Annotated in this window: 10 protein-coding genes and 2 rRNA genes; 9 read left to right on the top strand and 3 right to left on the bottom strand. The window is 70.9% G+C overall.

All coding sequences use genetic code 11. The annotated features are described in order from the left end of the window. Nucleotide 1 precedes the first annotated feature (1 nt). The 3 genes from C503_RS0133580 (at nt 2) to C503_RS0133570 (ending at nt 4,272) form a co-directional block, all read left to right on the top strand. Nucleotides 2-1,600, top strand: coding sequence for an N-acyl-D-amino-acid deacylase family protein (locus C503_RS0133580; protein WP_018686611.1), 1,599 nt, complete (start codon nt 2-4; stop codon nt 1,598-1,600). 1 nt (nt 1,601) lies between these two features. After that, nucleotides 1,602-2,630 (top strand): lactonase family protein, encoded by a 1,029-nt coding sequence (locus tag C503_RS41875; RefSeq protein ID WP_018686610.1) that lies wholly within the window; start codon nt 1,602-1,604, stop codon nt 2,628-2,630. 106 nt (nt 2,631-2,736) lie between these two features. Continuing rightward, complete coding sequence (locus C503_RS0133570) at nt 2,737-4,272, top strand: beta-N-acetylhexosaminidase (protein WP_018686609.1); 1,536 nt, start codon at nt 2,737-2,739, stop codon at nt 4,270-4,272. Nucleotides 4,273-4,394: 122 nt separating this feature from the next. Here the strand turns inward: C503_RS0133570 and C503_RS0133565 are convergent, their stop codons facing one another. Then, on the bottom strand, nt 4,395-5,171 hold the full coding sequence (locus C503_RS0133565; protein WP_018686608.1) for a GntR family transcriptional regulator: 777 nt from the start codon (nt 5,169-5,171) through the stop codon (nt 4,395-4,397). Between the two features lie 184 nt (nt 5,172-5,355). On the opposite strand from C503_RS0133565, the gene C503_RS0133560 reads away from it, so the two are divergent. From C503_RS0133560 to C503_RS47485, 6 genes are all read left to right on the top strand, one after another. Continuing rightward, the gene (locus C503_RS0133560; RefSeq protein WP_026316963.1) at nt 5,356-6,654 is read left to right on the top strand and encodes a sugar ABC transporter substrate-binding protein; all 1,299 of its coding nucleotides are present in this window, start codon (nt 5,356-5,358) and stop codon (nt 6,652-6,654) included. Between the two features lie 10 nt (nt 6,655-6,664). Next, nucleotides 6,665-7,642: a carbohydrate ABC transporter permease gene (locus C503_RS0133555; protein WP_018686606.1), complete on the top strand. Its 978-nt coding sequence runs from the start codon at nt 6,665-6,667 to the stop codon at nt 7,640-7,642. Between the two features lie 4 nt (nt 7,643-7,646). Continuing rightward, nucleotides 7,647-8,480 carry a carbohydrate ABC transporter permease gene (locus C503_RS0133550; RefSeq protein WP_018686605.1) on the top strand — a complete coding sequence of 278 codons (834 nt, stop codon included), beginning with the start codon at nt 7,647-7,649 and terminating at the stop codon, nt 8,478-8,480. After that, entirely contained in the window at nt 8,480-9,985 is a 1,506-nt protein-coding gene (locus C503_RS0133545) for a glycoside hydrolase family 3 N-terminal domain-containing protein (protein WP_018686604.1), read from the top strand. Before C503_RS0133550 ends, C503_RS0133545 begins: the two co-directional genes overlap by 1 nt. A 149-nt stretch (nt 9,986-10,134) precedes the next feature. Then, complete coding sequence (locus C503_RS0133540; RefSeq protein ID WP_018686603.1) at nt 10,135-11,763, top strand: glycosyl hydrolase family 18 protein; 1,629 nt, start codon at nt 10,135-10,137, stop codon at nt 11,761-11,763. A 312-nt stretch (nt 11,764-12,075) separates the two neighbouring features. Beyond that, a complete protein-coding gene (locus C503_RS47485) occupies nt 12,076-13,023 on the top strand; it encodes a GNAT family N-acetyltransferase (protein WP_018686602.1) in 948 nt (315 codons plus the stop codon). A 138-nt stretch (nt 13,024-13,161) separates the two neighbouring features. On the opposite strand, the gene rrf is transcribed toward C503_RS47485, so the two are convergent. After that, a 5S ribosomal RNA gene (rrf, locus tag C503_RS0133525) occupies nt 13,162-13,278 on the bottom strand. A gap of 75 nt (nt 13,279-13,353) precedes the next feature. Then, nucleotides 13,354-13,444: ribosomal RNA gene (locus C503_RS0133520) — 23S ribosomal RNA — on the bottom strand; the annotation flags it as partial.

Genomic DNA, 13,444 nt, shown 5'->3' with positions numbered 1-13,444 from the left:
CATGACCGCACCGGACATCCTCTTCCGCGGGGCCACCGTCGTGGACGGCACCGGCTCCCCCGGCTACCGCGCGGACGTGCGGGTGGCCGCGGGCCGGATCGCCGAGATCGACCTGGCAGGCGGGCTGTCGGCGGCGCCGGGCACCCGGGTGACCGAGGCCGACGGGCTGGTGCTGGCGCCCGGGTTCATCGACATGCACTCGCACTCGGACCTGCGGCTGCTGGCCGAGCCCGAGCACCTGGCCAAGATCTCCCAGGGCGTGACGCTGGAGGTGCTGGGGCAGGACGGGCTGTCGTACGCGCCGGTGAACGACGAGACGCTGGCGGTGCTGCGCGCGCAGCTGGCGGGCTGGAACGGGGACCCGCCCGGGTTCGACTGGAACTGGCGCGACGTGGGCTGCTACCTGGGCAGGCTGGACAAGGGCGTGGCGGTGAACGCCGCCTACCTGGTGCCGCACGGGACGGTGCGGATGATGGTGATGGGCTGGGCGGACCGGCCCGCGACCACCGCGGAGATCGCGCGGATGTGCGAGATCACCGCGACCGGGCTGCGCGAGGGCGCGGTGGGGTTGTCGGCGGGGCTGACGTACGCGCCGGGCATGTACGCCGAGGAGGCGGAGCTGTCGGCGTTGCTGGAGGTGGTGGCCGCGCACGGCGGCTACTTCAGCCCGCACCACCGCAGCTACGGGGCGGGGGCGCTGGAGGCGTACCGGGAGATGGTGGAGCTGAGCGCGCGCACCGGCTGCCCGCTGCACCTGGCGCACGCGACGATGAACTTCCCGGTGAACGCGGGCCGCGCGGGCGAGCTGCTGGCGCTGCTGGACGAGACCGGCGCGGACGTCACACTGGACACCTACCCGTACCTGGCGGGCGCCACCTACCTGTCGGCGCTGCTGCCGAGCTGGGCGGCGGCGGGCGGCGCGGCCGAGACACTCGCCCGGCTGTCCGACGCGGACACCCGGGAGCTGGTGCGGGCGGAGCTGGAGGAGACCGGCTCGGACGGCTGCCACGGGGTGCCGGTGGACTGGACCGCCATCGAGATCAACGGGGTGCGACTGGCCGAGCACCGGCACCTGGTGGGCCGCACGGTGGCCGAGTCGGCCGCCGCCGCGGGCGTGCCGCCGTTCGAGCTGTTCGCCGACACGCTGGTGCGCGAGCGGCTGGGCACCTCGTGCCTGATGCACGTGGGACACGAGGAGAACGTGCGCGCGATCATGCGCCACCCCGCGCACACCGGCGGCAGCGACGGGCTGCTGGTCGGCGACCGGCCGCATCCGCGGGCGTGGGGCACCTTCCCCCGCTACCTCGGTCACTACGTGCGTGAACTGGGCGTGCTCGGGCTGGAGGAGTGCGTGGCGCACCTGACCGGCCGCCCCGCCCGTCGCCTGCGCCTCACCGACCGCGGCCTGGTGCGCGTGGGCCACGCCGCCGACCTGGTCCTGTTCGACCCGACCACGATCACCGACACCGCGACCTACGCCGAGCCGAGGCAACCGGCCACGGGCATCCCGCACGTCCTGGTCAACGGCGTCCCGGTGATCGCGGACGGCACACCCACCGGGGAACTGCCCGGCCACTCGATCCGAAGGGCGGGCGCCTGAGATGTCCCGGTCCGAATCCGCTTACCCCGTTCCCGAGGCCGACACCCAGGCCGTCTACATCGGCACGCTCGGCGGGGACGGGCTCGTGGTCGCCGAGGCGGACGGGCCCGCGTTGCGGGTCACCGGTGCGTTGACCGAGCTGCGGGAGCCGTCGGCGTTGGCATTCGGCGCGGACCGGCGGACGCTCTACGCGGTGTCGGAGCTGGCGCAGGGGCGGGTGACCGCGGTGGACGTGTCGGATCCGGGGAAGCCGGTGGTGTGGCAGTCGCAGCTCTCGGGTGGGAACGGGCCCACTCATCTGGCCGTGGTCGGGCGGTACGTGGTGACCGCGCACTACGGCGACGGGGTCGTGGCGGCCAACCGGCTCGGCGGGGACGGGTCGGTGGGGCCGGTGGCGAGCAAGGTTCGGCACCCCGGGGCCACGCCGCACGCGCACCAGGTGGTGCCGGATCCGAGCGGGCGGTGGCTGCTGTCGGTGGACCTGGGCGCGGACGCGGTGTTCGTGCACGGGCTGGACCAGCGGACCGGGAAGCTGACCGCGCACTCGCGGATGCCGTTGCCCGCCGGGACCGGGCCGCGGCACCTGGTGTTCCACCCGGACGGCACCCGGGTGTTCGTGCTGGCCGAGCTGCGGCCGGAGATCACCACGGCGCACTGGGACGGGGTGGCAGGCACCCTCAACCCGGGCTCCAGCGTGCGGGTGACCGGGCCGGACGCGCCGGACCCGACGTACCCGGCGGAGATCGTGGTCAGCCAGGACGGGCGGTTCCTGTACGCGACCACCCGGGGCGAGGACGCGGTCGCGGTGCTGCGGGTAGAGTCCAGCGGGCCAGTATTGGTCCAGACCTCTCCGACCGGTGGGGCCTGGCCGAGGCACTGCGCGCTCGGACCGGACGGGCGGTGGCTCTACGTGGCCAACCAGCACTCGGACACGGTCACCTGGCTGCCGCGCGACCCGGCGACCGGTGAACTCGGTCCGGTCGCGGGCAGCATCCCGGTGCGGGGTGCCGTCTGGGTGGAGTTCGCCTGATCGGTGGAACTTGTGCCGGTAGATCCGGCGCTCTACCATCCCGGATTGCCGCCAGTGAAACGTTGGTTGCACAGAGCGCAACCAGTTCCGGAAGGATCCCCGCGGGATGACCGGCTTCGCGACCCTGATCCCCCGGCCGGTCTCCGCCAGCCCCGCCCCCGGCGAACTCGTCGTCGACTCGGTCGCGGCCGTGACGGACCCGACCACTGTGGTCATCGACCCGGCCGCGGTGCCAGAGCCAGGCGGATACCGACTTTCCATAACGACCACCGGCCTCACCGCGCTCGCGCACGACGCCGCCGGGGCCTTCCACGCCACCCAGACCGTGCGGCAGCTGCTCGGCCCGGACGCCTTCCGCGCCGCCGACATCCACGACGGCCCGTGGACGCTGCCCTGCGGCGAGATCGCCGACCACCCCCGGTTCGGCTGGCGCGGCGTGCTGCTGGACGTGGCCAGGCACTTCCTGCCCAAGGCCGCCGTGCTGCGGTTCCTGGACCTGATGGCCGCGCACAAGCTCAACGTGCTGCACTTCCACCTCACCGACGACCAGGGCTGGCGGCTGGAGGTCCCCGGCTACCCCCGGCTCACCGAGGTCGGGTCCTGGCGCGTCGGGTCCTGGGTGGGCAGGCAGCCCGACGGCGACCCGACCCACGACGGCCGCCCGCACGGCGGCTACTACACCACCGCCGACCTGCGCGAGATCGTCGCCTACGCGCGCGAGCGGCACATCACCGTGGTGCCCGAGGTGGACATCCCCGGGCACAGCCAGGCCGCCATCGCCGCCTACCCCGAGCTGGGGGTCACCAAGCGGGAGATCCCGGTCTGGCACGCCTGGGGGGTCAGCGAGTACGTGCTCGACCCGGCCGAGACCACCCTGGAGTTCTGCCGGGCCGTGCTCGACCACGTGGTGACCGTGTTCGACTCGCCGGTCGTGTGCCTTGGCGGCGACGAGGTGCCCACCACCCAGTGGAACGACAGCGTCCCGGTCAAGGAACGCGTCCGCGAGCTGGACCTGGACTCCCCCGACGAGCTGCACGGCTGGTTCATCCGCACGCTGGCCAGGCATCTGGCCGGGCACGGGCGGCGGGTGCTGGGCTGGGACGAGATCGTGGACGCCGGTGACCTGCCGGACGGGGCGATCGTGGCGTCCTGGCGCGGCGAGGCAGCGGGTGTGCGCGCGGCGCTGGCGGGGCACGATGTCGTCATGTGCCCGGAGACCCGGATCTACCTGGACCACCGGCAGTCGGCGAGTGACGACGAGCCGGTGCCGGTGGGCTACATCCACACGCTCGCCGACGTGCGCGCCTACGAGCCGGTCCCGGCCGCGCTGCCCGCCGAGGCCCGGCACCGGGTGCTCGGGGCGCAGGCGCAGCTGTGGTCGGAGCACTTCGACAATCCGCGTCGGGTCGATTACGCTGCCTTCCCCCGGCTCGCCGCGTTCGCCGAGGTGGTGTGGAGCCCGCACCAGGCCGAGGTGGACGAGGACGAGTTCGTGCGGCGGGTGGCCGAGCACCACCTGCCCCGGCTGGACGCGCTCGGCGTGGAGTACCGACCGCTGTCCGGGCCCCGGCCATGGCAGCAGCGCCCGGGGGTCCCCGGTCGCGGGCCCGGGGGGTCCGGGCGCGCGGTCACGGACCGGTGAGCGGCCCGGCGCCCGCACCGAGAAAGCGAGGAACCACCCGGCCCGAACCGGCCGGACGACGCGGGAAGGAATGCTTCCCGGGATATTCCGGCCCGACCGGGGTGCCGGGCCGGAAATCGTCCTCACGCGCGCCGCGATTGCTCCGAAGGACGCGGCGAGACCAGGGTGGCCACGAATTTGTAACGGTCCCCCCGGTATACCGAGCGGACCCATTCCACCGGCCTGCCCTCGGTGTCGAAGGAATGCCGGGACAGCAGCAGCATGAGCGCGCCTGCCTCGTTTCCCAGCAGCGCCGCCTCGGCCGGGGTGGCCAGCGCGGTCTCGATCGTCTCCTCCGCGTGGCCCAGCTCCACGCCGTAGTGCTGGTAGAGCACGCCGTAGAGCGAGCCGTCGCCGACGTAGCGGTCCAGGCCGGGGAAGCGGGCCAGCGGCAGCCGCGAGGTCTCGATGGCCATCGGCTCGCCGTCGGCCCGCCGGAGCCTGCGCAGGCGCAGCACGTCGTCGCCGGAGCGGATGCCCAGCAGCGCGGCCAGCTCCGGGTCGGCGGCCCCGATCCGGGCGTCGAGCAGGGAGGACGTGGGTCTACGGCCGTGCGAGCGCATGTCCTCGGTGTAGGAGGACAGCTGCAGCCGCTGAGTCAGCTTGCCCTCCCCGGCGAAGGTGCCGCTGCCGTGCACACGGGTCAGCCTGCCCTCCGCGGTCAGCTCGGCCAGTGCCTTGCGCACGGTCGTGCGGGAGACCCCGAACTCGCTGGCCAGGGCTCGCTCCCCGGGCAACGAGCCGCCGGGGGACACCACCCGCAGCAGCTCGGCGAGCCGCTCCTTGAGTTCCCAGTGCTTCGGTGTTCGAGGCGATTTCTTACCGTTTTCCACGGCATCGCCGGGCAGGTTCTCACCCATGTTGTTCCTTGCTCGCCCATGCGTCGGCGACCCGCGTCGAGACGGACATCTGATGTCACGTTTAAGCATTTATCTTGACAAGCCCGAGAAGTACGGACCACTCTAATCGCAATGGTCTAAACCACTCAAGTCCTTCGCCCCGCCCAACCTCGGACGGGGCAGCGTCCGGAAGGAATGCATCACTGTGAGAGTTTGGTCGAAGGCACTGGTCGGAGGGGTGGCGATCGCCCTCGCGGTCTCCGGCTGCGCGGGGTCCAGCGGCGACAGCCCGTCGACCTCGTCCCAGGCCCCCTCCGGGCCGCGCGAGATCACCGTGTGGCTGATGAACGGCTCGGCGCCCAAGGGCCTGCTCGACTCCCTCAACAAGGAGTTCGAGAGCACGCACAAGGACGTCAAGGTCAAGTACGAAGAGCAGCAGTGGAACGGCATCCAGGACAAGCTGACCACCGCGCTGGCCAGCAACGACGCCCCGGACCTGATCGAGATCGGCAACACCCAGGCGCCCAAGTTCGCCAGCGAGGGCGTGCTTGAGGACGTCACCGCCGACGCCGACTCGTTCAACGGCGCCAACTGGCTGCCGTCGCTGAAGGACTCCGGCTCGTGGGACGGCAAGCAGTACGCCGTGCCGTTCTACGCCGCCAACCGCGAGGTGCTCTACCGCAAGGACCTGTTCGAGAAGGCGGGCATCACCACGCCGCCGAAGTCCCGCCAGGAGTGGCTGGACGCGATCACCAAGCTCAAGGCCGCCAACGCGAGCGACCCGGAGTTCCAGGCGCTGTACCTGCCCGGCCAGAACTGGTACACGCTGGCCTCGTTCATCTGGGACGAGGGCGGCGACATCGCCAAGAAGGACGGCACCAAGTTCACCGCCTCGCTGTCCACCCCGGAGGCCAAGGCGGGCCTGGAGTTCTACAAGCAGCTGGTCGACGCCTCGGGCACCAAGGCGCCCAAGGACGCCGACGAGCAGACCCCGGAGCAGGCGGGCATCTACGCCCAGGGCCACGTCGCGATGATGATCGCCCTGCCGTGGGAGGTCGCCACCGCGGCCAAGTCCGACCCCTCCATCAAGGACAAGACCTCGGCGTTCCCGATCCCGTCGAAGACCGCGGGCAAGACCGCGCCGGTCTTCCAGGGCGGCTCGGACCTGGCCATCCCGGCCAACTCCAAGGACAAGGACCTGGCCAAGGACTACCTGAAGCTGATCACCAGCGACAAGTACCAGGCCGAGTTCGCCAAGGCGGGCATGATCCCGGGCACCTCCAAGGACGTCAGCGCCCTGGAGGCCGACCCGGTCAACGCCGCCATGGCCGCCGCGTCCAAGAACGGCCACGCGCTCCCGGCGACCCCGGGCTGGGCGACCGTCGAGGCGGGCCAGAACCCGCTCAAGGACATGCTGACCGCGTACCTGACCGGCGCGAAGCAGATCGACGCGGCCACCAAGGACGCCGATGACGCGCTGAACAAGGCGTTCTCGGGCAGCTGATCGAGACACGATGACCACTACCGTGGACACCGCGCGGTCGGCGGGGACTCCCCCGCCGGCCGCGCGGCCCGGCGCCCGGCGCCGGGCCCGTCGCCCCCTCGCCGACGTGGCCGTGCCCTACCTGATGATGCTGCCCGCCGTGGTGCTGATCGTGGCACTGCTCGGCTGGCCCGCGATTCAGGTGCTGTTGATCAGCTTCCGCAAGCTCGACCTGGGCGAGCTGGTGAAGGGCAAGGTCGTCTGGGTCGGCTTCGACAACTACACCAACGTGCTGTCCGACCCCGGGTTCTGGGAGATCGGGCTGCGCACCGTCCTGTTCACCGCGGGCGCCGTCGTCGCCACGCTGCTGCTGGGCCTGGGCATCGCGCTGCTGATGCGGCACCTGAGCAGGTGGGTCCGGATCGTCCTGCAGGTCTCCCTGGTGCTGGCCTGGGCGACGCCGATCATCGCCACCACCACCGTGTTCCAGTGGATCTTCGACCAGCAGTACGGGATCCTCAACAAGACGCTGGTCAAGCTCGGCTTCGACTCCTTCCAGGGGCACTCCTGGTTCAGCACCGGTGGCGACGTGCTGATCGTGATCGGGCTGCTGGTGGTCTGGCAGGCCGTGCCGTTCATCGCCTTCACCCTCTACGCGGGCCTGATCGGCACCTCCAAGGACCTCTATGAGGCCGTCGCGCTCGACGGCGCGGGCGGCTGGCAGGCCTTCCGCGCGGTCAGCTGGCCCGCGGTGAAGCCGCTGCTGACCATGGTCACGTTCCTGTCGGTGCTCTGGGACTTCAAGGTCATCGCCCAGGTGTGGGCGATGCGCCAGGGCGGCCCCGACGGCGGGAGCACGACCCTGCCGGTGCTGCTGTACCTGCGCGGCATCGCGGCCAGCCACTTCGGCATCGCCTCCGCGGTCGCGGTGCTGATGTTGATCGTGCTCGTCGCGATCACCTGGCGGTACATGCGCCTGCTGATCCGCTCACCGGAAACGGAGCTGTAGAGCCATGCTGCGAAAGACGCACGCCCAACGGCTGGCGCTCGCGGTGGTCGGCCTGGTCGTGGCCCTGGTGTTCTTCTTCCCGACCTACTGGATGTTCACCACCGCGCTCAAGACCCCGGCGCAGATCCTGTCCCCGGCCTACGACCTGATCCCGCTGTCGGCGACGTTCAAGAACTTCGTCAACGCGGTCACCAAGCCGGGCTTCACGACCTTCCTGACCAACAGCCTGATCGTGACGCTCGGCGCGGTGGCCTGCTCGCTGATCGCGGGCATGCTCGCCGCCGTGCCGCTGGCCCGGCTGCGCTTCCGCGGCCGCAAGGGCTTCCTGCTGCTGGTGCTGATCGCGCAGGTGGCGCCGCTTGAGGCGCTGTTCATCCCGATGTACCTGATCATGCGCGACGCCGACCTGCTCAACGAGCTGCCCGGCCTGATCCTGGTGTACGTGGCGCTGACGCTGCCGTTCACGGTGTGGACGCTGCGCGGGTTCGTCAAGGGCATCCCGGTCGAGCTGGAGGAGGCCGGGATGGTCGACGGCTGCGGCCGCTGGGGCGTGTTCCGCCGGATCACCCTGCCGCTGCTCGGCCCCGGCCTGGTGGCCACCTCGGTGTTCGGCTTCATCACCGCGTGGAACGAGTTCCTCTACGGCCTGGTGTTCATGCGCGACAAGGACAAGCAGACGCTGCCGGTGTGGCTGTCCACGTTCAAGACCGCGTTCGGCACCGACTGGGGCGGCATCATGGCCGCCTCGGTGGTCTACGCGATCCCCGCGCTGATCTTCTTCCTGCTGGTCCAGCGCAAGCTGGTGTCCGGCGGCACGGCCGGGGCGGTGAAGGGCTGATGGGCGAACAGCGACTGCGCGCACTGGCCGAGTCGGTGCTGCTGCCCGGGTTCTCCGGGCACACCGCGCCGGACTGGGTGCGGGAACGGATCGCGGGCGGCATGGGCGGTGTCGTGCTCTTCGGGCGCAACATCGCCGACGACGACCAGGTCGCGGCGCTCACCGCCCAGCTGCGCGGCGAACGCGACGACGTGGTGATCGGCATCGACGAGGAGGGGGGCGACGTCACCAGGCTCGACGCCGCCACCGGCTCGACGCTGCCCGGCCCGCTCGCGCTCGGCGCGGCGGGCGACCTGAACCTCACCACCGAGGTCGGCACCGCGCTGGGCGCCCGGCTCGCGGCCTGCGGGGTCACCCTGGATCTCGCGCCGTGCGCGGACCTGACGCTCACCATGGACGACCCGATCATCGGGGTGCGGGCCTTCGGGTCCGACCCGTACGCGGTGGCCGCGCACGTGGCCGCCTACGTGCGTGGCATGCAGAGCGCGGGCGTGGCCACCACGGCCAAGCACTTCCCCGGGCACGGGGCGGCCACCTCGGACTCGCACTTCGAGCTGCCGGTGCTGCCGCGCACCCCGGACGAGCTGCGGGCGATGGAACTGGTCCCGTTCCGCGCCGCGATCGCCGCGGGCACCCGCGCGGTCATGACCGGCCACCTGGTCGTGCCCGAGTGGGGCGACGACCCGGCCACGGTCAACCGGATCGCCATCGAGGAGATCCTGCGCGGCGAGCTGGGCTTCACCGGCGCGGTCGTCACCGACGCGCTGGAGATGGGCGCGGTCGCCGGGCACCTCGGCAACGCCGACGGCCTGGCCGACGCGGCCGTGCGCTCCCTGAGGGCGGGGGCGGACGCGCTGTGCATCGGCGGGGAGATCTCCTACGCCGAGGCCGTGACCTCGATGGTGGACCGGATCGTGGCCGCCGTGCTGGCGGGCACGCTGACCGAGGAGCGACTGGCCGAGGCGGCCGAGCGCACCCGGTCGCTGGGAGTGTCGCCGCGCGGTGGCGTGGTGGCCCGCGACGAGCGCGAGCTGGGCATGGCGGTGGCGCGCAAGGCGCTGCGGACCAATCACCTGCCCGCGCTGTCGGACAGCCCGCTGGTGGTCGACATCGTGGTCGACCCGACCATCGCCGCAGGTCCGGTCCCCTGGGGCCTCGGCCCGCACCTGACCGAGCTGCTGCCCGGCGCCACCGCCGTGCGGGTCGCCGCCGACGAACCGGGCGACCTGGTGGCCAAGGCCCGCGGCCGCGAGGTGGTGGTGGCCACCCGCGACGCGCACCGGTACCCGGCGGTGACCGCGCTGGTGGCCGAGCTGGTCCGGGTCGCGACCGGGGTCGTGCACGTGGAGACCGGCATCGCGGGGCCCGAGCTGGGCACGCTGGGCCGGGTGGACACGTTCGGCGGCTCGTGGTCCGGTCTGCGGGCGGCCGCGGAGGCGCTCGCCGGATCGGCCGTTTCCGGGCGACTCAGACATACCGCCACGTCAGGACTGGTGGAACCGTAACCGCGCGTTACCGGACGCGCACCGTTGGCGTCCATTCGACTGGCGCAATTGCTCCATTCGAGTGAGACTATTGGTCTAGACCTTGTCCCGAATAATTGGTCTGGACCACGGTAGACAGTGTTATCCCTGCTCCCCTTCGAGGTGAACAATTGTCCAGGTTCCGATGGCATCTGACCGCGGCGGCCGTCGCCGCGGCCGCCGTCACGTTCGGCGTCGTGGCCGCGCCCGCTAGCGGTGCGGCGTCCCCCACGGCGGAGTTCCAGAAGACGTCCGACTGGGGCACCGGCTTCAGCGGAAAGGTCACCATCAGCAACGGTGGCAGCAGCGCGCTCAGCAGCTGGGCTGTCGAGTTCGACCTCCCGACGGGCACCAACATCCCGTCGGCGTGGGACGCGGCGCTGACCAAGACGGGTAACCACTACAAGTTCACCAACCTGTCCTGGAACGGGAACGTGCCCGCGGGCAGCACCGCCTCGTTCGGCTTCAACGGCACCGGCCCCGGCAACCCCTCGGGCTGCACCCTCAACGGTGCGCCGTGCACCGGTGGTACCAACCCGACCACCACCACCACGACGTCGACGACCACTACGACGACGTCGACCACCACGACCACCACCACGAAGCCGTCGGACTCGACGACCACGACCACCACCACGACCAACCCGGGCGGCGGCGGTAACCGGGTCGTCGGCTACTTCGTGGACTGGGGCGTGTACGGCCGCAACTACCACGTCAAGAACATCGACACCAGTGGTTCGGCCGCGAAGCTGACGCACATCAACTTCTCGTTCGGCAACGTGACCAACGGCCAGTGCGCGATCGGCGACTCGTACGCCGACTACGACAAGGCCTACACCGCCGACCAGAGCGTCGACGGCGTCGCGGACAACTGGGACCAGCCGCTGCGCGGCTCGTTCAACCAGCTGCTCAAGCTGAAGAAGAAGTACCCGAACCTGAAGGTCCTCTGGTCCTTCGGTGGCTGGACCTGGTCCGGCGGGTTCGGCCAGGCGTCGAAGAACGCCGCCGCCTTCGCGAACTCGTGCTACAACCTGATCAACGACTCGCGCTGGAAGGGCCTCTTCGACGGCATCGACATCGACTGGGAGTACCCGAACGCGTGCGGCCTCACCTGTGACACCAGCGGCCCGGACGCGCTCAAGACCCTCCTGACCGCGCTGCGTGCCAAGTTCGGCCAGAGCTTCCTCATCACCGCCGCCATCACCGCCGACGCGTCGGCTGGCGGCAAGATGGACCTCGCCGACTACAACGGCGCGGCGCAGCAGCTCGACTGGATCTCGCCGATGACCTACGACTTCTTCGGCGCGTGGGACGCCAAGGGCCCGACCGCCCCGCACTCCCCGCTCACCTCGTACACCGGCATCCCGCACGAGGGCTTCAACTCGGCGGACGCGGTGAACAAGCTGAAGGCCAAGGGCATCCCGGCGAACAAGATCCTGCTCGGTGTCGGCTTCTACGGCCGCGGCTGGACCGGCGTCACCCAGGCCGCCCCGGGCGGCACGGCCACCGGCGCGGCCCAGGGCACCTACGAGGCAGGCATCGAGGACTACAAGGTCCTCAAGAACAGCTGCAAGTCGAACGGCACCATCGCGGGCACCGCGTACGCGTACTGCGGTACCAACTGGTGGAGCTACGACACCCCGGCGACCATCGCGGGCAAGCGCAACTGGGCCAACTCGCAGGGTCTCGGCGGCACCTTCTTCTGGGAGCTGTCCGGTGACACCACCAACGGCGAGCTGATCTCGGCTCTGCGCGGCTAGTCTCCGGCTGGGACGGGCCGGATGTGGGCGGCTGCCCGGGTCAACCCCGGGCAGCCGCTCAGGCCGTTGACCCGCCACACCGCGTGACCGATCCAGTCAAGACCGCCCCTCCGGCCCGGCCGCCGGAAGGCCCCCGGATCGTTCGGATCCGGGACTTCTCGTGCGACGACGGATGTGCGATCGCGACGGTTCGATGAGTGAACTTGCAGTCAGGACTTTGCTTTCGACCGATCGGAGTCGACCAGGACCTGCCCGGGTCGGCTCCGCCACTTTGACCGCGCTGCCGCGGCAGCGCTCACGCGGAGGTGCCACGTGGACGTGGACGACGGGGACGCGGGGCTGGAGCTGGTATACCTGCTGCGCCGGATCACCGGCCGCCTCGACCTGATGGGCTCGGAGTTCGCCGCAGCCAACGGCCTGCACCCGACCGATCTGCGCGCGTTGGTCCATCTGCTGGACGCACGGCGCGAGGAGATCCCGGCGACGCCGGGCTGGCTCAGCGGGAAGCTCGCACTCAACTCGGCCTCGGTGACCGCCCTGGTCGACCGCCTGGTCCGAGCCGGATACGTACGCCGGACCAGGGACAACCGGGACCGCAGACGGGTACTGCTGACCGTCCAGGACGAGGCCGTACGGCTCGGCTGGGCGTTCTTCGGCGGGGTCACCCGGGACATGCTCGCCGCCATGCGCGAGTTCGACGGCGCCGAGCTCGGCATCGCCCGCCGGTTCCTGGAGCGCATGCACGACGTGGTGCGCGCCGACAAACCCACCGACCCGGTGGTGCGGTTACTGCCGCTGGACGAGGCCACCACCGAACGGCTGCTCACCGTGGCCGTGCACGAGGCAAGGCCGATCGACGTCATGCCCCCGGTGCCGGACGGCGACACCTGGACACCGGCCGCGGAGAACGCGTTCCGGGAGTTCCACCGGTCGCACTTCCACGGCGCGCACGGCACGGTCATGTACGCCGTGGAGGCCGAGGGCAGCCTGACCGGCATGATCCGGATGGCCAGGGTGTCCACCGACGAGGCCGAGACCGGCATGTGGCTGGGCCGCTCGGCCAGAGGCAAGGGCATCGGCACCGCCGCGCTGCGGGCCCTGGTCGCCGAGGCCGCCGCGGTGGGCGTGCGCACCATCGTGGCCGACTCGACCTCGGGGAACGCGGCCGCGCTCGGCGCCCTGCGCACCTGTGGGGCGACGCTGACCCACCACGGTGACGATGTCCGGGCCGAGCTGCCGATCGGCGTGCCCACCCGCTGAGGTCCCCTCCGCCAGCCGCCACTGCCCACCCGGTGGCGGCATATTGGCGTGCCCGCGGTTCCCTTTCCTGAACATGACGAAGTCCCCTGTCTCGACTCAGCTTGTCGCTGAGGAGACAGGGGACTTCGTTCAATGTAAGTCCGGCGGCGTCCTACTCTCCCACACCCTCACGAGTGCAGTACCATCGGCGCTGGTGGGCTTAGCTTCCGGGTTCGGGATGGGACCGGGCGTTTCCCCACCGCTATGACCGCCGTAACACTATGAAACAATCCAACCACCATCAGATCGTGGTCGGTGTCTCAGATACCGTACAGTGGATGCGTAGCATGTTTGTTGTAAGCCCTCGGCCTATTAGTACCGGTCGACTCCACCCCTTACAAGGCTTCCATCTCCGGCCTATCAACCCAGTGGTCTAGCTGGG

The sequence above is a fragment of the Actinokineospora enzanensis DSM 44649 genome (assembly GCF_000374445.1).
GTDB classification, from domain to species: Bacteria; Actinomycetota; Actinomycetes; order Mycobacteriales; family Pseudonocardiaceae; genus Actinokineospora; species Actinokineospora enzanensis.
This window is presented reverse-complemented; position numbering and strand designations above follow the sequence as displayed.

Coding starts and splice junctions, on each gene's coding strand:
- C503_RS0133580 (WP_018686611.1), top strand. CDS start 2: ATGACCGCACCGGACATCCTCTTCCGCGGGGCCACCGTCGTGGACGGC.
- C503_RS41875 (WP_018686610.1), top strand. CDS start 1,602: ATGTCCCGGTCCGAATCCGCTTACCCCGTTCCCGAGGCCGACACCCAG.
- C503_RS0133570 (WP_018686609.1), top strand. CDS start 2,737: ATGACCGGCTTCGCGACCCTGATCCCCCGGCCGGTCTCCGCCAGCCCC.
- C503_RS0133565 (WP_018686608.1), bottom strand. CDS start 5,171: ATGGGTGAGAACCTGCCCGGCGATGCCGTGGAAAACGGTAAGAAATCG.
- C503_RS0133555 (WP_018686606.1), top strand. CDS start 6,665: ATGACCACTACCGTGGACACCGCGCGGTCGGCGGGGACTCCCCCGCCG.
- C503_RS0133550 (WP_018686605.1), top strand. CDS start 7,647: ATGCTGCGAAAGACGCACGCCCAACGGCTGGCGCTCGCGGTGGTCGGC.
- C503_RS0133545 (WP_018686604.1), top strand. CDS start 8,480: ATGGGCGAACAGCGACTGCGCGCACTGGCCGAGTCGGTGCTGCTGCCC.